The 19,188-nt window shown below is 63.6% G+C and carries 21 protein-coding genes; 17 read left to right on the top strand and 4 right to left on the bottom strand.

Features of this window, described 5'->3' with window-relative positions; translation table 11 throughout:
* Positions 1 to 12: 12 nt before the first annotated feature.
* On the bottom strand, positions 13 to 1,452 hold the full coding sequence (locus ACWYRN_RS04520; protein WP_488691339.1) for an alpha/beta fold hydrolase: 1,440 nt from the start codon (positions 1,450 to 1,452) through the stop codon (positions 13 to 15).
* A gap of 322 nt (positions 1,453 to 1,774) precedes the next feature.
* Between ACWYRN_RS04520 and rplM the strand changes: the two genes are divergently transcribed.
* The 3 genes from rplM (at position 1,775) to ACWYRN_RS04505 (ending at position 3,879) form a co-directional block, all read left to right on the top strand.
* Entirely contained in the window at positions 1,775 to 2,203 is a 429-nt protein-coding gene (gene rplM / locus ACWYRN_RS04515; protein ID WP_229438160.1) for a 50S ribosomal protein L13, read from the top strand.
* Positions 2,204 to 2,212: 9 nt separating this feature from the next.
* On the top strand, positions 2,213 to 2,605 hold the full coding sequence (rpsI, locus tag ACWYRN_RS04510) for a 30S ribosomal protein S9 (protein ID WP_027865814.1): 393 nt from the start codon (positions 2,213 to 2,215) through the stop codon (positions 2,603 to 2,605).
* Between the two features lie 227 nt (positions 2,606 to 2,832).
* On the top strand, positions 2,833 to 3,879 hold the full coding sequence (locus tag ACWYRN_RS04505; protein ID WP_488691338.1) for a patatin-like phospholipase family protein: 1,047 nt from the start codon (positions 2,833 to 2,835) through the stop codon (positions 3,877 to 3,879).
* Positions 3,880 to 3,912: 33 nt separating this feature from the next.
* Here the strand turns inward: ACWYRN_RS04505 and ACWYRN_RS04500 are convergent, their stop codons facing one another.
* Positions 3,913 to 4,917, bottom strand: a complete 1,005-nt coding sequence (locus tag ACWYRN_RS04500; RefSeq protein ID WP_488691337.1) for an SDR family oxidoreductase — start codon at positions 4,915 to 4,917, stop codon at positions 3,913 to 3,915.
* A gap of 179 nt (positions 4,918 to 5,096) precedes the next feature.
* Between ACWYRN_RS04500 and argC the strand changes: the two genes are divergently transcribed.
* The 3 genes from argC to erpA all read left to right on the top strand — a co-directional run bounded on the left by argC (position 5,097) and on the right by erpA (position 7,103).
* Positions 5,097 to 6,134, top strand: a complete 1,038-nt coding sequence (gene argC / locus ACWYRN_RS04495) for an N-acetyl-gamma-glutamyl-phosphate reductase (RefSeq protein WP_488691336.1) — start codon at positions 5,097 to 5,099, stop codon at positions 6,132 to 6,134.
* 146 nt (positions 6,135 to 6,280) lie between these two features.
* A complete protein-coding gene (locus tag ACWYRN_RS04490) occupies positions 6,281 to 6,679 on the top strand; it encodes a bactofilin family protein (RefSeq protein ID WP_488691335.1) in 399 nt (132 codons plus the stop codon).
* A gap of 55 nt (positions 6,680 to 6,734) precedes the next feature.
* Positions 6,735 to 7,103, top strand: a complete 369-nt coding sequence (gene erpA, locus ACWYRN_RS04485; RefSeq protein WP_229438156.1) for an iron-sulfur cluster insertion protein ErpA — start codon at positions 6,735 to 6,737, stop codon at positions 7,101 to 7,103.
* A 147-nt stretch (positions 7,104 to 7,250) separates the two neighbouring features.
* On the opposite strand, the gene ACWYRN_RS04480 is transcribed toward erpA, so the two are convergent.
* Together ACWYRN_RS04480 and ACWYRN_RS04475 are read right to left on the bottom strand one after the other, a co-directional pair.
* Positions 7,251 to 8,318 (bottom strand): anhydro-N-acetylmuramic acid kinase, encoded by a 1,068-nt coding sequence (locus ACWYRN_RS04480; protein ID WP_488691334.1) that lies wholly within the window; start codon positions 8,316 to 8,318, stop codon positions 7,251 to 7,253.
* Between the two features lie 112 nt (positions 8,319 to 8,430).
* Positions 8,431 to 9,795 carry a M23 family metallopeptidase gene (locus ACWYRN_RS04475; protein ID WP_488691333.1) on the bottom strand — a complete coding sequence of 455 codons (1,365 nt, stop codon included), beginning with the start codon at positions 9,793 to 9,795 and terminating at the stop codon, positions 8,431 to 8,433.
* 150 nt (positions 9,796 to 9,945) lie between these two features.
* On the opposite strand from ACWYRN_RS04475, the gene tyrS reads away from it, so the two are divergent.
* The 11 genes from tyrS to ACWYRN_RS04420 all read left to right on the top strand — a co-directional run bounded on the left by tyrS (position 9,946) and on the right by ACWYRN_RS04420 (position 19,126).
* Entirely contained in the window at positions 9,946 to 11,223 is a 1,278-nt protein-coding gene (tyrS, locus tag ACWYRN_RS04470) for a tyrosine--tRNA ligase (RefSeq protein WP_488691332.1), read from the top strand.
* On the top strand, positions 11,220 to 11,678 hold the full coding sequence (dtd, locus tag ACWYRN_RS04465; protein WP_488691331.1) for a D-aminoacyl-tRNA deacylase: 459 nt from the start codon (positions 11,220 to 11,222) through the stop codon (positions 11,676 to 11,678). Before tyrS ends, dtd begins: the two co-directional genes overlap by 4 nt.
* A 55-nt stretch (positions 11,679 to 11,733) precedes the next feature.
* Positions 11,734 to 12,399, top strand: a complete 666-nt coding sequence (locus tag ACWYRN_RS04460) for a YbhB/YbcL family Raf kinase inhibitor-like protein (RefSeq protein ID WP_488691330.1) — start codon at positions 11,734 to 11,736, stop codon at positions 12,397 to 12,399.
* Between the two features lie 35 nt (positions 12,400 to 12,434).
* A complete protein-coding gene (locus ACWYRN_RS04455; protein ID WP_488691329.1) occupies positions 12,435 to 13,103 on the top strand; it encodes a histidine phosphatase family protein in 669 nt (222 codons plus the stop codon).
* Between the two features lie 150 nt (positions 13,104 to 13,253).
* Positions 13,254 to 14,279 carry a tRNA dihydrouridine synthase DusB gene (gene dusB, locus ACWYRN_RS04450; RefSeq protein WP_488691328.1) on the top strand — a complete coding sequence of 342 codons (1,026 nt, stop codon included), beginning with the start codon at positions 13,254 to 13,256 and terminating at the stop codon, positions 14,277 to 14,279.
* A gap of 84 nt (positions 14,280 to 14,363) precedes the next feature.
* Positions 14,364 to 14,597: a helix-turn-helix domain-containing protein gene (locus ACWYRN_RS04445; RefSeq protein ID WP_056338842.1), complete on the top strand. Its 234-nt coding sequence runs from the start codon at positions 14,364 to 14,366 to the stop codon at positions 14,595 to 14,597.
* Between the two features lie 90 nt (positions 14,598 to 14,687).
* The gene (gene purH, locus ACWYRN_RS04440) at positions 14,688 to 16,274 is read left to right on the top strand and encodes a bifunctional phosphoribosylaminoimidazolecarboxamide formyltransferase/IMP cyclohydrolase (protein ID WP_488691327.1); all 1,587 of its coding nucleotides are present in this window, start codon (positions 14,688 to 14,690) and stop codon (positions 16,272 to 16,274) included.
* Positions 16,275 to 16,463: 189 nt separating this feature from the next.
* Positions 16,464 to 17,000, top strand: coding sequence for a crossover junction endodeoxyribonuclease RuvC (ruvC, locus tag ACWYRN_RS04435; protein WP_488691326.1), 537 nt, complete (start codon positions 16,464 to 16,466; stop codon positions 16,998 to 17,000).
* 18 nt (positions 17,001 to 17,018) lie between these two features.
* Complete coding sequence (ruvA, locus tag ACWYRN_RS04430) at positions 17,019 to 17,600, top strand: Holliday junction branch migration protein RuvA (RefSeq protein ID WP_229438145.1); 582 nt, start codon at positions 17,019 to 17,021, stop codon at positions 17,598 to 17,600.
* A 9-nt stretch (positions 17,601 to 17,609) separates the two neighbouring features.
* A complete protein-coding gene (ruvB, locus tag ACWYRN_RS04425; protein WP_229438144.1) occupies positions 17,610 to 18,671 on the top strand; it encodes a Holliday junction branch migration DNA helicase RuvB in 1,062 nt (353 codons plus the stop codon).
* Positions 18,671 to 19,126 (top strand): YaiI/YqxD family protein, encoded by a 456-nt coding sequence (locus ACWYRN_RS04420; RefSeq protein ID WP_488692773.1) that lies wholly within the window; start codon positions 18,671 to 18,673, stop codon positions 19,124 to 19,126. Before ruvB ends, ACWYRN_RS04420 begins: the two co-directional genes overlap by 1 nt.
* The last annotated feature ends 62 nt before the right edge of the window (positions 19,127 to 19,188 follow it).

The raw sequence follows: 19,188 nt of genomic DNA, 5'->3' as shown, positions 1-19,188 counted from the left end.
GGGGAACTCGATTCAGGGTTGCGGCCCGGCGCTGCCGAGCTGGAAGGTCGGGGCCGGGATCTCGGCCAGGCACTTGGCGTTCAGGTTCTCGGTCGGCTTGTCGAGGAATTCGCGCAGCAGGCGCGGCGCGCAGCCGAGCTGCGAGACACCGTGGCCGGCATTCGCCACCACCAGGTGGCGCGCGTTGCTCATGAACTCGGCGGCGCGTTCGGCGCGGCGTGGCGGCGTGACCGGATCGAGCGCGCCCGACAGCAGCAGGGCCGGCGCGGCGATCTTCGATGGTGCGGCATAGGGCACGGCCGGCACCTTCATGTCCTTGCACAGGCTCGGGATGCGCTCGGCCAGCGGACGCGTAAGCAGGGCGTTGTCTTCCTTGATCAGTTCCGGCGTCATGCGCGGCACGTCCTCGGCGCAGACCACGGCCAGGTGCAGCAGCATGGCGCTGGAGCCGTCGCTGGCAAAGTCCCCGGCGATGTTGTGGCGCGCGATGAAGGGTTCCCAGCGGCCGTTGTAGGCGCTGTGCAGCAGGAAGGGCAGGCGCCGCGCGTCGGCCGGCGAATACAGGATGTTGTGGACGGTGCCGAGGAAGCGCTGGCCGGTCATGGTGAAGGTGACCGGCGCGGCGGTGCGCGGGTCGGCGATCGAGAGCTTGATGCCGGCTTCGGTGCGTTTCACGAGGGCGTCGAATTCGGCGCGCAGGTTCGGGTAGGCGGCCTTGCAGGCGGCATTCGCGGCGCACTGGGCAAACAGTTTGTCGAGCGCGGCGGTGCCGTCGCGCCCGCCCGCCGGGATCACCTGGTCGGGCGCGGCCACGCCGTCGAGCACCAGGGTGCGCACGCTGTCGGGGAAGGCGCGCGCATAGGCCTGGCCGAGGCGGGTGCCGTAGGAACCGCCCCAGACGTTCACCTTGCCGTAGCCGAGCGTCTTGCGTACCTGTTCCAGGTCGCGCGCGGCAGCAGCGGTGGTGTAGGCGCCGAAGGGCGCGCGGCTCTTCGTGATGCAGGCGCGCACCTCGGCTTCGAGCTCGGCGTCGCTCATGGTTTCGTGTTCGGGGCGGCTTTCGCAATCGAGCTTGCCCGACAGGCCGGTGCCGCGCTGGTCGATGAAGACGATGTCGCGCGTGGCGCGCACGCGCTTGAAGGCGGCCGAGAGCAGGGGCAGGACTTCGCTGCCGGCCTGGCCGGGACCGCCGGCAAGCACGAACAGCGGATCGTTGCGCGCGGCCTCGCGGAAGGCCGGCGCCACCGTCACGTGGATCTTGATGCCGGGGCCGCCTGGCTTGGCGTAATCGAGGGGAACCTGGACGGCCAGGCAGCGCAGCGTGTCTTCGGTGCCGGGCAGGTGGCAGTTGCGCGTGGCCGCCTTGGCTGCTGGTGATGCGGGCGGCGCAGCCTGGGCCGCGCCCGACAACAGCAGTGCAGCAAGGGGGAGCAGGATGGATCGAATTTTCACGAAAACTCCTCTAACAATTGATCCATACTAATTTGGCATCGTTTCGCCGGTCAACTCAAAAGTTTCATTAAAGAACACTTTTGAATACATATGTCACGGCCAAGTCTAGTTGTCATAGGGAACATGACTTTGCGCAAGCTCACCAGGCACGAAGCTTGATGGGCGCGGATGCGACAGCGGAACCAGGCCACCTTGACGCTGGCGTGGAAAGCGCGGTATGATCGTCGGCTTTCCATTTGCTCTGGAAAAGACAATAAGGCAGAGTCCGCAGTAACCCTTGCGGAACCACCATTTGAGCAATTTACCTATTTAGGAAGTCAACATGAAAACTTTTTCCGCTAAGGGCCATGAAGTCCAGCGCGACTGGTTCGTGATTGACGCGACGGACTTGGTCCTCGGACGTGTTGCCAGCGAAGTGGCACTCCGACTGCGCGGCAAACACAAACCGGAATTCACTCCGCACGTCGATACCGGTGACTACATCGTCGTCGTCAACGCAGGCAAGCTGCGCGTGACCGGCACCAAGGCCACCGCCAAGACCTACTACCGTCACTCGGGCTACCCGGGCGGTATCTACGAAACCAACTTCCTGAAAATGCAACAGCGCTTCCCGGGCCGTGCCCTGGAAAAGGCTGTCAAAGGCATGCTGCCGAAGGGCCCGCTGGGCTACGCCATGATCAAGAAGCTGAAAGTGTACGCGGAAGGCACCCACCCGCACGCCGCACAGCAACCACAAGCACTGACCCTCTAAGGAACTGACATGATCGGTAACTACAACTACGGCACCGGCCGTCGCAAGAGTGCAGTCGCTCGCGTGTTCATCAAAGCCGGCACCGGCCTGATCGTCGTGAACGGCAAGCCTGCGAACGAATACTTCTCGCGCGAAACCGGCCTGATGGTCATCCGTCAACCGCTGGAACTGACCGGCAACGTCGAGCGTTTCGACATCAAGGTCAACGTCCATGGCGGCGGTGAGTCGGGCCAGGCTGGCGCCGTTCGTCACGGCATCACCCGCGCTCTGATCGACTACGATGCAGGCCTCAAGGGCGACCTGGCACGTGCCGGTTTCGTCACCCGTGACGCCCGTGAAGTCGAGCGTAAGAAAGTCGGCCTGCGTAAAGCACGCCGCGCCAAGCAGTTTTCGAAGCGTTAATCAGTTTAGAAGCGCGCTTTTGCAGCCTTCGGGTTGCGACCTGCTGGACAAGAAAGCCACCTTCGGGTGGCTTTTTTTATTTCTGCTTGCTTTTCAAACGCTACGCACTCCTTTTGTGCACCGCAAAATTTTTACTGTTGGTTTCGGCACGAATGTTCGGCAACGCACGGCCACGTCTGTTTTCGCAAGCTAGGCTGGACGGTGATTAATATTGCAGGAGCACGATTGTGACGACAGGAGTAAAACGGATCAGCCTTGGCATCCAGGGCGGCGGCGCGTTCGGCGCCTTTGGTTGGGGTGTGCTGGACCGCCTGTTGCAGGAAGAGCGGCTGGAGATCGGCGCCATCAGCGGCACCAGTGCCGGCGCCGTGAATGCGGCGGTACTCGCCGATGGCTATGCCCGCGGCGGCGGGCGCGAAGGCGCGCGCGCCGCCCTGCAGCGTTTCTGGCATGGCCTGAGCACGGCCGCCTCGATGGTCAGCCCGGTGCGGCCATCGCCCTTCGATTGGGCCACCGGCAGCGGCACGCTTGCAACCTCGCCGGGCTACCAGCTGATGCAATTGCTGGCCGGCGTGCTGGCGCCGCCGGCCTCGCCGCTGTCGATGAACCCGATGCAGCCGCTGCTGGCCACGCTGATCGATTTCGAGCGCGTGCGCGCCTGCGAAGACATCGCGCTGTTCGTGCCTGCCACGAATATTCGCACCGGCAAGGGCCGCGTCTTTACCCGTGAAGAGCTGGACGCGCGCGCGATTGCCGCCTCCGCCTGCCTGCCCTACGTGTTCGCGCCGGTCGTGATCGACGGCGAAGCCTATTGGGACGGCAGCTTCGTCGGCAATCCTTCGCTCTCGCCCTTGGTGGACAATGGTCCGGCCGACATCGTCATCATCCAGAACAACCCGATCGCGCGCGACGGCTTGCCGATGACCATGAGCGACATCCAGGGCCGCACCAGCGAGATCGCCTTCAACATCGCCTTTGTGCGCGAAGTGGGCGCCATCCGCCACCTGGGCGCCATCGTCGATGCCGAGGAGAGCAATGTTGTGCATGCAGCCGGCGTGCGCCTGCACCTGATCAGCGGCAACGAAGAACTGCAGCAGATGGACTTGTCGAGCAAGTTCAATACCGAGTGGCCCTTCCTGTTGCGCTTGCATGCGCTGGGCGTGGCGACGGCCGGGCGCTGGCTGGAAGAGAACCTTGACTACCTCGGCAAGATGTCGACCATGGACCCGGTGCCGGTGCATGACGCCGAGCGCCTGACCGGCACCGGAGGCTGAGGCGCCGGCCCGGTGCGTGGTTCCGGCGCCGTGTCAGCGGCGCCTGGAGCCGAGCAGGCGCACCAGGGCATAGCCGATCAGGCCGGCTGCCAGCACCTTGCGGTGCGGGTAATACTCCAGGTGGCGCGTGTACCAGCTGCTCGGCAGGGCCTCGTCGGTCCAGGCGCCGTTCACCGAGCCAGTGCCGGGCGTCGGCTGGAACAGATTGTCGACGCCATTGTCCGGCTTGTCGGTCTTTTGCGCGCGGAACATCAGGCCACGCGTTACCATCAACTTGTCCACCAGCGGCGGGCTGATGCGCTGTAGCAGCGACACCGCCGCCCCCTGGCCGCCGACGATGATGTCGCGCCGCGGATGGGTGGCGGCAAACAGCACCGCATCGGCCACGGTTTCCGGCGCATATACCGGCGGCGCCGGGCGCGGCTGCACGCCGATCTTCGAGCGCGCATTCAGGAACAGCGGCGTGTCGATAAAGCTCGGCATGATCATCGTGACCCCAATCGGCATCCGTTCGTGCATCAGCTCCATGCGCAGGGTCTCGGTAAAGCCGGCGATGCCGTGCTTCGAGGCCACGTAGGGCGCGTGCAGGGGCAGGGCGCGCTGGGCGGCAATCGAGGCGACGTTGATGATGGTGCCGGCGCGCTGGCGTCGCATCGGCGTCAATGCCGCCTTCATGCCGTAGATCTGGCCCATCAGGTCCACCTGCACGATGCGTTCGATTTCCTCGATCGTCATGTCTGCCACCGGGGCGTGTTCGTTGACGGCGGCATTGTTGATCCAGGTGTCGATGCGGCCGAAATGCTGCAGCGCGGCGTCGGCCAGCGCAGAAACTTGCTTCCAGTGGGCGACGTCGGTGGGCACCACCAGCGCGCGTCCGCCTGCGCGCTCGATCTGTCCGGCTACCTGTTCCAGCGCGGCGACGTTGCGCGCGGCCAGCACAACCGTGGCGCGTTCGCGGCCAAAGGCGAGGGCGGTAGCGCGGCCGATGCCGCTGGAGGCGCCGGTGATGACAACGACTTGCTCAGCAATAGGTTTCATGTGGCCATTTCCTTTGGTATCAGTCGGGTTGGCCCATCTTTACCGAGTTCGTGTTGCGCTGCAAACGGCATCCAATCGTGCTCGGGCGGGCAAGCGGCCGTTCGGGCGCGGCGATCCGGTGAGGCTGTTAAAATTGCAGCCTCGGCCCGGCTGGGCGCTTATTTTACGAAGGAAAGAACATGATCAAAGTTGGCATCGTTGGCGGAACCGGATACACGGGCGTGGAATTGCTGCGGCTGCTGGCCGCGCATCCCGACGTGGAGCTGACCGCGATCACCTCGCGCAAGGAAGACGGCCTGCCGGTGGCCGACATGTTCCCGTCGCTGCGCGGCCGCGTGAACCTGGCCTTCTCGGCGCCGGACAAGGCCGACCTGACGCAGTGTGACGTGGTTTTCTTCGCCACTCCGCACGGCGTGGCCATGGCGCAGGCCCCGGCCCTGCTGGCCGCCGGCGTGAAGGTCATCGACCTGGCCGCCGACTTCCGCCTGAAGGACCGCGCCGCCTTTGAAAAGTGGTACAAGATCGAGCACACCGCGCCCGAGCTGATCGAGGAAGCCGTATACGGCCTGCCGGAACTGAACCGCGAAGACATCAAGAAGGCGCGCCTGATCGCCAATCCGGGCTGCTACCCGACCACCATGCAGCTCGGCTTCGTGCCCCTGCTCAAGGCCGGCCTGATCGAGGCCGACAGCCTGATCGCCGATGCCAAGTCGGGCGTCTCGGGCGCCGGCCGCAAGGCCGAGATCGGCACGCTGTTCTCGGAAGCCAGCGACAACTTCAAGGCCTACGGCGTGGCCGGCCACCGCCACACGCCGGAAACCTCGGCCCAGCTGCAGCGCTATACCGACCAGAAAGTCGGCCTGATCTTCACCCCGCACCTGGTGCCGATGATCCGCGGCATGCACGCCACCCTGTACGCGCGCCTGACGAAGGACATCGACAACGCCGCGCTGCAGGAATTGTTCGAAACCGAGTACAAGGATTCGGCTTTCGTCGACGTCATGCCGTTCGGCTCGCATCCGGAAACCCGCTCGACCCGCGGCTCGAACATGCTGCGTCTGGCTTTGCACCGTCCGGAAGGCACCAACACCGTCGTGATCCTGGTGGTGCAGGACAACCTGGTGAAGGGCGCCTCGGGCCAGGCCGTGCAGTGCATGAACCTGATGTTCGGCCTGGACGAGACCACCGGCCTGCAGCAGATCGCCCTGTTGCCGTAAGCATCGCTTCACCCCTGTCGGGTGATTCCTACAGGCATTACCCGACAAGAGCTAGATCAAGGTGGTAACTATTGAGGGCGGTAAATTGGCCGATGCACTGGTTGATTTACTCGCCGCAACTTTTACTAACCTACAGGGGGGGCACCATGTTCGGTCGCAACGCGAAAAGCGAAATTGACAGCCTGATCGGCATAGCCGCCCGCATCGAAGGCGACCTCTGTTTCTCCGGCGGCCTGCGCATCGATGGCGAGGTCCATGGCAACGTGCTGGCCAGCGAGGGGCCCGACAGCGTGCTGATCGTGTCGGAACATGCCCGCATCGAAGGCGAGGTGCGCTGCGCCAACATGGTGGTGAACGGTTACATCGCCGGTTCCGTTCATTCCACCGAGCTACTTGAATTGCAGCCGAAAGGCCGCATACATGGGGATGTCCATTACAAGCTGCTCGAAATGCACGGCGGCGCCCTGGTGACCGGCAAGCTCACGCACCAGCCGGCGGGCGAGCCGGTGTTCCATCTGGCAGAAGCGGCGAGGGCCGAAGCATGACCGGCGCGAACCGTCTATAATGGGCATAAATTGAATCCAATCAGGAGTTTATCCCATGACTGCAGTGGCCGAAGTGCAAGACTTTGACACCATCCCGACCCCGATCGTCTTCACCGACAGCGCCGCTGATAAAGTGGCACAACTGATCGAAGAAGAGGGCAACCCAGACCTGAAACTGCGCGTTTTCGTGCAGGGCGGCGGCTGCTCGGGCTTCCAGTACGGCTTTACCTTCGATGAAATCGTCAACGAAGACGACACCACGATGGAAAAGAACGGCGTGCAATTGCTGATCGACTCGATGAGCTACCAGTACCTGGTCGGCGCGGAAATCGACTACAAGGACGACCTCGAAGGCGCCCAGTTCGTCATCAAGAACCCGAACGCCACCAGCACCTGCGGCTGCGGCTCGTCGTTCTCGGCGTAAGTTGGTTTGACAGCCCGGCAGTAAGGGCGTCGTAGCAGATCCGGGCAATGCCCGGATTTGTTTTTTGGAGTGTTGCCTTGGCGTGTCGCCTTGGTGCGCCGCCTTGGCGCATGCGTTCAATTGGTGGGTTCGAGCACCCACCCTACGTTACGCTGGATACAGTGCGCCGAGCACCCGGGGTCCTTTGGCGCCGGTTACCGCTGGCATATTGCTCGGTTGGCGCTCGAGGAAGCGGTAACCCAGCCAGGCAAACGCCAGCGCCTCGACCCGGTTCGGCGCCACGCCGAGTGCCGCTGTCGATTCCACTGCCACCTTTCCGCCCAGTACAGCTGCCAGCGCCCGCAGCAGGGCGCTGTTGTAGGCGCCGCCGCCGCAAACGTATACGGCATCCACTTCCGCGCTTTCTTGCCGGATCGCATCCGCGATCGAGCGCGCCGTCAGTTCGACCAGCGTGGCTTGCACGTCTTCCGGCGCCAGGTCCGCAAATCCGGCCAACCGCGCATCCAGCCACGCCATATGGAACAAATCGCGTCCGGTGCTCTTCGGCGCCGGTTGATGAAGATATGGCTCCGCCAGCAGCACGCTTAGCAGGCCATCATGCACGCGACCGCTTGCGCCCCAGGCCCCGTCGGCGTCGTATTCCTTTCCCTGGTGCCGCGCGATCCAGCCATCCAATAGCACATTTCCGGGCCCGGTATCGAAACCGCCGACCCGTCCATCCGCATGCAGCACGCTGATGTTGCCGATCCCGCCGATATTCACCACCACGCGCGCCGTACCCGATTTCCCGAATGCCGCCGCATGAAACGCCGGCACCAGCGGCGCACCCTGGCCGCCGGCGGCAATGTCGCGGCTGCGAAAGTCGGCGATCACGTCGATGCCGGTCAGTTCGGCCAGCAGGGCAGGGTTGTTGGTCTGGCGCGTAAAACCGAGCTCGGGCCGGTGGCGCACGGTCTGGCCATGCACGGCCACTGCCGCGACCGGACCCGGCGCGGCCGGCGTCAATTGCTGCACGCACTCGGCATAGCAGCGCGCCAGGCCGTTCGCGGCCAGGGCTTCGCGTTCGATCTCGTTGTCGCCGTTCGCCTGCAGCGCCATCAGTTCTGCCCGCAGCGCCGGCGGAAACGGCACGAAAGCCGCCTCCAGCGTATGGATGGTGCCGTTGCGGAAGTCGGCCAGCACGCCGTCGACACCATCCATGCTGGTGCCGGACATCAGACCTATATAAAGAGTGGAAGTCATCATTTGCCCATCATAAACGAAAGCCCCAAGTAAAAACGCCTTCCGTGCAATGCAGGGAAGGCGTTTCGGGGAAGGCGAGACTGGCTTAGCGTGCAGCCATCGCGTTGCCGCCCGGGGTCAGCAGCGAGAAGCGGTGGTTCATCTCGGCGGCGGCCATCTTGAAGCGCGCCATTTCTGCCGAGGTGAGCGGCGCCTGGGTCAGGCCTTTCAGGGTGTTTGGATCGCGCGCGACATTCGCCACGCGGAATTCGTAGTGCAGGTGGGCGCCGGTCGACCAGCCGGTCGAGCCGACGTAGCCGATCACCTGGCCCTGGCTGACCTTGGCGCCCTTGCGCATGCCGGCGCCGATGCGGCTCATGTGGGCATAGGCGGTGCTGTAGTTGTTCCAGTGCTTGAGGACGACCATGTTGCCGTAGCCATTGCCCACACCGGCGAAATCGACGGTGCCGTCGCCGGCGGCGCGGATCGGGGTGCCGGTTGGTGCGGCGTAGTCGATGCCCTTGTGCGCTTTCCACTTGCCGGAGATCGGGTGGATGCGGTTCGAGAAGCCCGAGGACACGCGCGAGAAGGCGATCGGCGACTTGAGGAAGGCTTTTTTCAACGACTTGCCGTCCAGGCTGTAGTAGCCGCCCTGCTTGCTGACCGGGTCTTCGAACCAGACGGCCTGGTAGCTGGTGCCGCGGTTGATGAACTCGCCTGCCAGGATGCGGCCGGTCTTCACCATTTCGCCGTCGAGCCAGAAGGTTTCGTACACGACGTTGAAACGGTCGCCGCGCTTGATGTCGTTGCGGAAGTCGATGTTGGTCGAGAACATCTGGACGATCTCGCTGACGACGGAATCCGGAATCGAGCCGCCGTCGACATTCGCGTCGGTGGCCGAGTAGAGCGACGAGGAATTGATCTGACGCGAACGCATTTCGACGCGGCGCTCGAGCTTGGCAGGCGCCTCGCTGGCAACGAAGCCGTCGCCCTTGCGTGCGATGGTCAGGATCGTGGGAACGTTACCTTTGCCGGGGATGGTGGCGCGCAGCGAGAGGAGCAGGCCGTTTTCGTCGGTCTCGGCTTGCAGGCGCTTGCCGTTTTTCACGGACAGGACGCGGCGGGCGAGTTTGTCGGTGCGGATGAACTTTTGTGCGTCGGCGTCGTCAACGCCCATGCGGCTCAAGGTGGAACCGATCGAGTCGCCGGAACGGACACTTTCCTGGTGGATGAATTGCTGCTCGTCTTCCTGCAGCGCGGCGATCTGGTCGGCCAGGTTCGGCAGGGCCAGGTTCTCGGCAACCGAGGTGACCGGCATGTCTGCCGGGTCGGGAGCGACCGGTGCCACTGCGACTGCGCCGAATGCGCACAGTGCCAGGGCGACCGCGCCGGCGCCGACGATGCGGGTCTTGCGACTCGTGTCGGCCAGGCCGAACCAGCGTTTGCCGGTGATTTTATGTATAGGGTTCATGCAATCAGTTAAAATTTGCCGCTTGAACTTCCGACCATCTTTATTCTTGTTGTTTTGAAAAGTTTTCTGCAGGCAAGATTGATGGGATCGAGCATTATAGCAAAATACGTGCTCCTACAACCGTTTTAGCCAAACTCCTACAAGATTTTTATGACTTCCTCCGCGACTTCAGGTAATAGTAATTTAGCAAGTAATGCCATCCTTCCCTTGTCGGACAAGGTGCAGGAAGCGCTTGCGATCACCAAGCGCGGTGTCGACGAACTGCTGATCGAAAGCGAATTTGCACGAAAGCTGGCCCGCTCCGAGAAAAGCGGCGAACCGCTGCGCATCAAGCTCGGCGCCGACCCGACCGCCCCGGACCTGCACCTCGGCCACACCGTGGTGCTGAACAAGCTGCGCCAGCTGCAAGACCTCGGCCACGAAGTGACCTTCCTGATCGGCGACTTCACTTCGATGATTGGCGACCCGTCGGGCCGCAATGCCACGCGCCCGCCGCTGACCCGCGAGCAGATCGAGGAAAACGCGCAAACCTATTTCCGCCAGGTGGGCCTGATCCTGGACCCGGAACGCACGAAGATGCGTTACAACTCCGAGTGGTGCGACCCGCTGGGCGCGCGCGGCATGATCCAGCTGGCGTCGCGCTACACCGTGGCGCGCATGATGGAACGCGACGACTTCACCAAACGCTACAAGAGTGGGACTCCGATCGCTGTTCATGAGTTCCTCTATCCGTTGATGCAGGGTTACGATTCGGTCGCTTTGAAATCAGACCTTGAGCTAGGTGGAACGGACCAGAAATTTAACCTGCTGGTCGGCCGTGAGTTGCAAAAAGACTACGGCCAGGAGCCGCAGTGCATCCTCACCATGCCGTTGCTCGAAGGCCTGGACGGCGTCGACAAGATGTCCAAGTCCAAAAACAATTACATCGGCATCACCGAGGCGCCCAACATGATGTTCGGCAAGCTGATGAGTATTTCCGACACCATGATGTGGAAATATTTCGAGCTGCTGTCCTTCCGCCCGCTGGACGACATCGCCGCGCTGAAGACGGCCACCGAAGGCGGCGCCAACCCGCGCGACGCAAAAGTGGCCCTGGCCAAGGAAATCGTCACCCGCTTCCATTCGGCCCAGGCGGCCGACGATGCGCTGGCCGACTTCGTGAACCGCTCGAAGGGCGGCATTCCGGACGATGTGCCGGAAGTGGCGGTGGCAGGCGCGCCGCTGGGCGTGGCCCAGCTGCTCAAGGCAGCCGGCCTGTGCGCCTCGACCTCGGAAGCCATGCGCATGATCGACCAGGGCGGCGTGCGCATCGACGGCGCCGTGGTCAGCGACAAGGGCCTGCAAGTCGAGGCCGGCAATTTCGTGATGCAAGTCGGCAAGCGCAAGTTCGCCCGCGTTAACTTCTCCCGGTCCGGCGATCCGGCATGATCGGCCTGCTGCAACGCGTCAGCCACGCCAGCGTCGTGGTTGACGGCGCCACGGTCGGCGCCATCGAGGCCGGCCTGATGGTGCTGGTTTGCGCCGAGAAGGGCGACAGCGAGCGCGAGGCCGACGCCTTGCTGACCAAGCTGCTCGGCTACCGCGTCTTTTCCGACGAAGCCGGCAAGATGAACCGCAGCGTGACGGACATCGGCGGCGCCTTGCTGCTGGTGCCCCAGTTCACGCTGGCGGCCGACACCCGTTCCGGCACCCGTCCCTCGTTCTCGCCGGCCGCCAGTCCTGAAGACGGGCGGCGCCTGTTCGATTATTTCGTGCGCCAGGCATGCACACGGCATGGCAAAGTTGAAACCGGTCAATTTGGCGCGGATATGAAAGTATCGCTGACCAACGATGGACCGGTGACGATCTGGCTGCGTGTTGATCCGGTCGACGTCAAGCGCTGAAACCCGCACCGCCTCATGGCGGTCAATAGAAAGGAGTCCCACTAGGGAGATTGTGATGAAAATCTGGAGTGATTCGTTTACCGAGGGCGGCCTGATTCCGCCGGAATGCGCCTTTGCCGTCATCGACCCGGCCACCCATGTGCGCCTGTCGAGCAACCGCAATCCCCACCTGGCCTGGGACGACGTACCGACCGGCACCCAGTCGCTGGTGCTGCTCTGCCACGACGGCGATGCGCCGACCGACGGTACGAACGTCAACAAGGAAGGCAAGACCGTTCCCGAAGACCTAAAGCGCGCCGATTTTTATCACTGGACCCTGGTCGACATTCCGCCCAGCCTGAAAAAACTGGAAGAAGGGCAGTTCTCCGACATGGTGACCCCGGGCGGCAAATCCGGCCCGAACCTGCCTTTTTTGGTAAAGAACGGCACCGAGCACCAGCTGCGCCAGGGCACCAACGACTACACCGGCTGGTTCGCGGCCGACCCCGACATGGCCGGCGAATACTTCGGCTACGACGGTCCTTGCCCGCCATGGAACGATGAGCGCGTGCATACCTACGTGTTTACGATCTACGCGCTCGACATCGCCCAGCTGCCGCTGGAAGGCACGTTCACCGGCCCGGAAGCACGCCTTGCCATGCGCGGCCACATCCTCGACGAAGCCCAGATCTTCGGCGTGTACTCGCTCAATCCCCAGATCGCACCCACGCTGTCCAGGTAACCCAGGGCCCCGGTCTCCGGGGCTTTTTTTATTTCATGCAAAACGACACCCCCAACGACACGCCCACCCGCATCGTGCTGATCCGTCATGGCGAAACCGCCTGGAACGCCGAACGCCGCCTGCAAGGCCACCTCGATATCGACCTGAACGATGAAGGCCGGCGCCAGGCGCAGGCACTGGCCGGAGCGCTCGCCGAAGAACACTTCGACGTGCTGGTTTCGAGCGACCTGGCGCGCGCCGCCCAGACCGCGAAAGCCCTGGGCGAATCGCGCGACCAGCCGCTGTACATCGACGGCCGCCTGCGCGAGCGCTGCTATGGCGGCTTCGAAGGCCTGCTGTATGCCGAGATCGAGGCACATTTTCCAAAGGAGTTTGCCGCCTGGCAGGCGCGCGACGTGGATGCCGAGTTGCCGCCTGGGCAAAACCGGGGCGAAACCTTTCGCCAGTTCTACGACCGCGTGGTGCCGGCCATCCTTGGCTGGGCCGAAGACAATCCGGGCAAGTCGCTGGCGCTGGTGGCCCACGGCGGCGTGCTCGAATGCGCCTACCGCGCCGCGCTCGGCTTGCCGCTGGAAACCCCGCGCGATTTCAAGGTCTTGAATGCCAGCATCAACCGCTTCGTCGTACGCGACGGCAAGCTGGAGCTGGTGAGCTGGGGCGAGGTGGCGCACCTGCGTCCGGCTGCAATGGATGAGCTCGGCTAACCGGCGCCAGGATCGCTGTAGCCAAAATTTTTCCTGCTGTCTACAACGGATTGTGCCGTTCGCGACAGTTCGCGACAAATTTTGCTGATAATTTGAGCAGGGGTTCGGGTAAAATAGCAGGTTCCCGCAAATTCTTTCCCCGTTCCCGCTGTGCAAATCGGTCCGTATTTACTTCGCAATAATGTCTTTGTCGCACCCATGGCGGGTGTGACCGACCGTCCTTTCCGCCAGCTGTGCAAGCAGCTCGGCGCCGGCTATGCGGTGTCGGAAATGGCGGCATCGAACCCGCGTTTGTGGGCCAGCGAAAAGACCAGCCGCCGTACCGACCACGAAGGCGAGATGGAGCCGAAGGCGGTGCAGATCGCCGGTGCCGATCCGCAAGACCTGGCCGATTGCGCGCGCCACAACGTCGAGCGCGGCGCCCAGATCATCGACATCAACATGGGCTGCCCGGTGAAAAAGGTATGTAACAGCTGGTGCGGTTCGGCCCTGCTGCAGCACGAAGACCTGGTCGAGCGCATTTTGAATGCCGTGGTCGAGGCGGTGGACGTGCCGGTGACGCTGAAGTTCCGCACCGGCTGGGACCGTCAAAACAAGAATGCTTTGCGCATCGCGCGCATGGCCGAGCAGGCCGGCATCCAGATGCTGACCCTGCACGGCCGCACCCGCGCCGACGGCTACAAGGGCGAGGCCGAGTACGACACCATCCGCGCCGTGAAGGCGGCGGTCGGGATTCCGGTGGTGGCGAACGGCGACATCACGACGCCGGAAAAGGCGAAATTTGTGCTGGATTACACGGGAGCGGACGCGGTGATGATCGGCCGCGCCGCCCAGGGCCGGCCCTGGATCTGCCGCGAGATCGACCATTATTTGCGCACCGGCGAACTGTTGCCGGCGCCGCTGGTGGAAGAAGTGCGGCACCTGATGAACGAGCACTTGCCGGCGCATTACGCCTTTTATGGCGAGTACGTCGGCGTCCGTACGGCGCGCAAGCACATCGGCTGGTATGTCGAGGATTTGCCGGGCGGCGAAGAATTCCGCCAGCGCATGAACCGGATGGAATCGACGAGCGAACAGCTGGATGCGGTGGATAAATTCTTCCAATCTCAACTGGCGTTCGGCGAGCGGTTACAATACCGGCCCGCGCAGCCTGACGTTGAGGCCATTGCAGCATAAAAGTAGTCAGACAAGAATAAGAACGATGGGGACGTCGCCGTCATGCGCGGCGAAGCAAACACTAACCAGGATGAAGCAGCAGACATGAGCAAAGAGAGTATCCAGGAAGTTGTCCAGAAGAGCCTCGAGGACTATTTCAATGACCTGGGCGAGCAGAAGCCGACGAATATCTACGACATGATGGTCATGACCGTCGAGAAGCCTATCCTCGAAGTGGTAATGACGCGCGCCGACGGCAACCAGTCGCACGCGGCCCAGATGCTGGGCATTAACCGCAATACCTTGCGCAAGAAACTGCAAGAGCACGGACTGCTCTAAGGCTTGCCGGCACGAGTGGCCGTGCGCGGGCGCGGCCAGTATGGCGTGCCTTGAATCCGCACAGAATTTTCATCAACCGTGGCCACTCCCATGATCAAACAAGCTCTCATTTCCGTCTCCGACAAGACCGGCGTGCTCGATTTTGCGCGCGCCCTGTCTGCGCTCGGCGTCAATATCCTGTCGACCGGCGGCACCGCCAAACTGCTGCAGGACAATGGCGTGCCGGTGACGGAAGTTGCCGACTACACCGGCTTCCCGGAAATGCTCGACGGCCGTGTGAAGACCCTGCACCCGAAGGTCCACGGCGGCATCCTCGCGCGCCGCGATTTCCCCGAGCACGTGTCCAAGCTGGAAGAGCACGGCATTCCGCAGATCGACATGGTCGTGGTCAACCTGTATCCGTTCCAGCAGACCGTGGCCAAGGAACAGTGCTCGCTGGAAGACGCGATCGAGAACATCGACATCGGCGGCCCGACCATGCTGCGTTCGGCGGCCAAGAACCACAAGGACGTGGTCGTGATCGTCGACCCGGCCGACTACGGCGTGGTGCTGGCGGAAATGAAGGGCACGGGCACGACCGCCGGTGCGGTGGGCTACGACACCAAGTTCCGCCTGGCCAAGAAAGTGTTCGCGCACACCGCGCAATACGACGGCGCCATCACCAACTACCTCACCAGCCTGGGCGAGGACAAGCAGCACGCTACCCGTTCGAGCTACCCGCAGACGATCAACATGTCGTTTGAAAAAGTGCAGGACATGCGCTACGGCGAAAACCCGCACCAGGGCGCGGCGTTCTACCGCGACATCACGGCTGTGGACGGCGCGCTGGCCAATTACCGCCAGCTGCAGGGCAAGGAACTCTCGTACAACAACATCGCCGATGCCGATGCGGCCTGGGAATGCGTGAAGTCGCTCGGCGGCTTCGAGCAACCGGCCGGCTGCGTGATCGTCAAGCACGCCAACCCGTGCGGCGTGGCGATCGGCGTGGATGCGCTGGACGCCTACTCGCGCGCACTGCAGACCGACCCGACCTCGGCCTTCGGCGGCATCATCGCCTTCAATGTGGAAGTCGACGGCCGCGCGGCCGAGGCGCTGGCGAAACTGTTCGTCGAAGTGCTGATCGCACCGTCGTTCACCGCCGAAGCGCGCCAGATCATGGCGGCCAAGCAGAACGTGCGCCTGCTGGAAATCCCGCTGGGCCTGGGCCAGAACGCCTACGACGTGAAACGCGTCGGCGGCGGTTTGCTGGTGCAGTCGCCGGATGCCAAGAACGTGGGCCTGGGCGAACTGCGCGTGGTCACCAAGAAGCAGCCGACCCAGCAGCAACTGCAGGATTTGATGTTCGCCTGGCGCGTGGCCAAGTTCGTCAAGTCGAATGCCATCGTGTTCTGCGGTAACGGCATGACCCTGGGCGTGGGGGCAGGGCAGATGAGCCGCATCGACTCGGCGCGCATCGCCTCGATCAAGGCGCAGAACGCGGGCCTGTCGCTAGCCGGTTCGGCAGTGGCGTCGGATGCCTTCTTCCCGTTCCGTGACGGGCTGGACGTGGTGGTCGACGCGGGCGCGACCTGCGTGATCCACCCGGGCGGCTCGATGCGCGACCAGGAAGTGATCGATGCGGCGGATGAGCGCGGTGTGGTGATGCTGTACACCGGTACCCGTCACTTCCGTCACTGATTTTTCGTAGGGTGGACGGCTGCGCCGTCCACGCGTCCAACACGCACATGCAAATCGATGTGCGAAAATTCAAACGCCGGTTGAACGCGTGGACGGCAAAGCCGTCCACCCTACAACAAACCGCATCTCAACTGTGTTTATACACAGTATTTTTCCCACGAACCTTGCTGGCCGGTATAACATTCGATAATGATTATTCTCGGCATCGACCCTGGCTTGCGCACGACCGGCTTTGGCGTCATTGAAAAGCACGGCAGCAAACTGCGCTACATCGCCTCGGGCACCATCAAGACCGGTCTGGAAGGGGCATTGCCACCGCGCCTGAAGATCATCCTCGATGGCGTGCGCGAGATCGTCGCTACCTACCAGCCGGCCTGCGCGGCCATCGAAAAGGTGTTCGTCAACGTCAATCCGCAGTCGACGCTGCTGCTGGGCCAGGCGCGCGGCGCGGCCATCAGCGCCCTGGTCAGCGCGGACCTCGACGTGGCGGAGTATTCGCCGACCCAGATCAAGCAGGCCGTGGTCGGCACCGGCAAGGCGGCCAAGCCGCAGGTGCAGGACATGGTCTCGCGCCTGCTCACGCTGCCCGGCTTGCCCGGCTCCGACGCCGCCGATGCGCTGGGCGTGGCCATCTGCCACGCCAACACCCACGACACGCTGGCGCTGATCGGCTCGATCGGTCCGCAGCTGAGCGGCCTGCGCATGAAACGCGGCCGCCTTGTTTAACGAATAAAAAGGTCCAACATGATTGGTCGCATCTCCGGAATCCTGCTCGAAAAAGTGCCGCCGCAACTGCTGGTGGATTGCAATGGCGTCGGCTACGAAGTCGATGTGCCGATGAGCACCTACTACAACCTGCCGCACACCGGCGAGCGCGTGGTGCTGTTCACGCACCAGGCGATCCGCGAGGATGCTCACCTGCTGTTCGGCTTCGGCACCGCCAGCGAGCGCGCCCTGTTCCGCCAGTTGATCAAGATCACCGGCGTCGGCGCACGCACCGCGCTGGGCATCCTGTCCGGCATGTCGGTGGCCGACCTGGCCCAGGCCGTGACGCTGCAGGAAGCCGGCCGCCTGGTGAAGATCCCCGGCATCGGCAAGAAGACCGCCGAACGCCTGCTGCTGGAACTGAAGGGCAAGCTGGGCGCCGATATCGGTATCGTCGGCGGCGGCGCGCCGCGCGACGACACGCAAGCCGACGTGATGAACGCCCTGATCGCTTTGGGGTATTCTGACAAGGAAGCGCTGGTCGCCACCAAGAACCTGCCCGAAGGCGCGAGCGTTTCCGACGGCATCAAGTTCGCCCTGAAGGCGTTGTCCAAAGCATAAAGACCAGCAATGAGCATCCAGACCGATAATTTCACCGAGCAGCGGGTCATCGACGCGGCGCCGGCCTCGCCCAACGAGGAGGCGATCGAACGCGCCTTGCGCCCGAAACAGCTCGACGAATACGTCGGCCAGGCCAAGATCCGCGACCAGCTCGAAATCTTCATCTCCGCCGCGCGCAAGCGCCGCGAAGCGCTCGACCACACGCTGCTGTTCGGCCCCCCGGGCCTCGGTAAAACCACGCTCGCCCACATCATCGCGCGCGAGATGGGCGTGAACCTGCGCCAGACTTCCGGCCCGGTGCTGGAGCGCCCGGGCGACCTGGCCGCCATCCTCACCAACCTCGAACCGAACGACGTGCTGTTCATCGACGAGATCCACCGCCTGTCGCCGGTGGTCGAGGAAATCCTGTATCCGGCGCTGGAAGACTACCAGATCGACATCCTGATCGGCGAGGGTCCTGCCGCGCGTTCGGTGAAGCTCGACCTGCAGCCGTTCACGCTGGTCGGCGCCACCACGCGCGCCGGCATGCTGACCAACCCGCTGCGCGACCGCTTCGGCATCGTCGCCCGCCTCGAGTTCTACAACGTCGAGGAATTGACCAAGATCGTCACCCGCAGCGCGCATTTGCTGGAAGCGCCGATCAACGAAGAGGGTGCGCGCGAAGTGGCGATGCGCGCGCGCGGCACGCCGCGTATCGCCAACCGCCTGCTGCGCCGCGTGCGCGACTACGCGGAAGTGAAGGGCAACGGCGAGATCACCAAGGACATCGCCGACCGCGCCCTGAAGATGCTCGACGTCGACTCGGTCGGCTTCGACGTCATGGACCGTAAACTGCTGGAAGCGGTGCTGTTCAAGTTCAGCGGCGGGCCGGTCGGCATCGGCAACCTGGCCGCCGCCATCGGCGAAGCGGCCGACACCATCGAGGACGTGCTTGAACCCTACCTGATCCAGCAGGGTTACCTGCAGCGCACCCCGCGCGGGCGCATCGCCACCCCGGCCGCCTACCAGCACTTCGGCGTGGCCGCGCCGCGCATCAGCCCTACCGGCGACCTCTGGGATAATCTCCAGTGATGCAGATCTGGGTCGACGCCGACGCCTGCCCCGGCGTGATCAAGGACATCCTGTACCGGGTGGCCGAGCGCACGCAGATCCAGGTCACGCTGGTGGCGAACCAGTTGATGCGCGTACCCGGCTCGAAGTTCATCCGTGCGCTGCAGGTGCCGAGCGGGGCGGACGCGGCCGATGCCGAGATCGTCGAACGCCTGGCTGCCGGCGACCTGGTCGTCACCGGCGACATTCCGCTGGCGGCGCAGGTGCTGGAGAAGGGCGGCTTCGCGCTGAACCCGCGCGGCGACTTCTACACGAAAGACACCATCGCCCAGCAACTGACCATGCGCGCCTTCATGGAAGAACTGCGCAGCGGCGGCGTCGACACCGGCGGGCCGGCGGCCTTCGGCCAGGCCGACCGCCAGAGGTTTGCCAACGCCCTCGACCGCCATTTGGCGCGCCAGCGTCCCCGCACCTGACATTTGTCACCTCAAAGTGGTGGCAGCTGCTTCTGTTGCGGCTGCCGCCAACTTTGCATACT

The sequence above is a fragment of the Massilia sp. BAP21 genome, assembly GCF_057801335.1.
Note: the sequence above shows the minus strand (reverse complement) of the source record. Positions and strands in the feature narration are given on the sequence as shown.

What these genes read in the sequence shown, in the direction of transcription:
- dtd (WP_488691331.1), top strand. Translation starts at nt 11,220, where the DNA reads ATGATCGGCCTGCTGCAACGCGTCAGCCACGCCAGCGTCGTGGTTGAC.
- ACWYRN_RS04475 (WP_488691333.1), bottom strand. Translation starts at nt 9,795, where the DNA reads ATGAACCCTATACATAAAATCACCGGCAAACGCTGGTTCGGCCTGGCC.
- ruvB (WP_229438144.1), top strand. Translation starts at nt 17,610, where the DNA reads ATGAGCATCCAGACCGATAATTTCACCGAGCAGCGGGTCATCGACGCG.
- ACWYRN_RS04445 (WP_056338842.1), top strand. Translation starts at nt 14,364, where the DNA reads ATGAGCAAAGAGAGTATCCAGGAAGTTGTCCAGAAGAGCCTCGAGGAC.
- ruvC (WP_488691326.1), top strand. Translation starts at nt 16,464, where the DNA reads ATGATTATTCTCGGCATCGACCCTGGCTTGCGCACGACCGGCTTTGGC.
- rpsI (WP_027865814.1), top strand. Translation starts at nt 2,213, where the DNA reads ATGATCGGTAACTACAACTACGGCACCGGCCGTCGCAAGAGTGCAGTC.
- ACWYRN_RS04455 (WP_488691329.1), top strand. Translation starts at nt 12,435, where the DNA reads ATGCAAAACGACACCCCCAACGACACGCCCACCCGCATCGTGCTGATC.
- erpA (WP_229438156.1), top strand. Translation starts at nt 6,735, where the DNA reads ATGACTGCAGTGGCCGAAGTGCAAGACTTTGACACCATCCCGACCCCG.
- argC (WP_488691336.1), top strand. Translation starts at nt 5,097, where the DNA reads ATGATCAAAGTTGGCATCGTTGGCGGAACCGGATACACGGGCGTGGAA.
- ruvA (WP_229438145.1), top strand. Translation starts at nt 17,019, where the DNA reads ATGATTGGTCGCATCTCCGGAATCCTGCTCGAAAAAGTGCCGCCGCAA.
- ACWYRN_RS04490 (WP_488691335.1), top strand. Translation starts at nt 6,281, where the DNA reads ATGTTCGGTCGCAACGCGAAAAGCGAAATTGACAGCCTGATCGGCATA.
- tyrS (WP_488691332.1), top strand. Translation starts at nt 9,946, where the DNA reads ATGACTTCCTCCGCGACTTCAGGTAATAGTAATTTAGCAAGTAATGCC.
- ACWYRN_RS04480 (WP_488691334.1), bottom strand. Translation starts at nt 8,318, where the DNA reads ATGTCCGGCACCAGCATGGATGGTGTCGACGGCGTGCTGGCCGACTTC.
- ACWYRN_RS04460 (WP_488691330.1), top strand. Translation starts at nt 11,734, where the DNA reads ATGAAAATCTGGAGTGATTCGTTTACCGAGGGCGGCCTGATTCCGCCG.
- purH (WP_488691327.1), top strand. Translation starts at nt 14,688, where the DNA reads ATGATCAAACAAGCTCTCATTTCCGTCTCCGACAAGACCGGCGTGCTC.
- ACWYRN_RS04420 (WP_488692773.1), top strand. Translation starts at nt 18,671, where the DNA reads ATGCAGATCTGGGTCGACGCCGACGCCTGCCCCGGCGTGATCAAGGAC.
- rplM (WP_229438160.1), top strand. Translation starts at nt 1,775, where the DNA reads ATGAAAACTTTTTCCGCTAAGGGCCATGAAGTCCAGCGCGACTGGTTC.
- ACWYRN_RS04500 (WP_488691337.1), bottom strand. Translation starts at nt 4,917, where the DNA reads ATGAAACCTATTGCTGAGCAAGTCGTTGTCATCACCGGCGCCTCCAGC.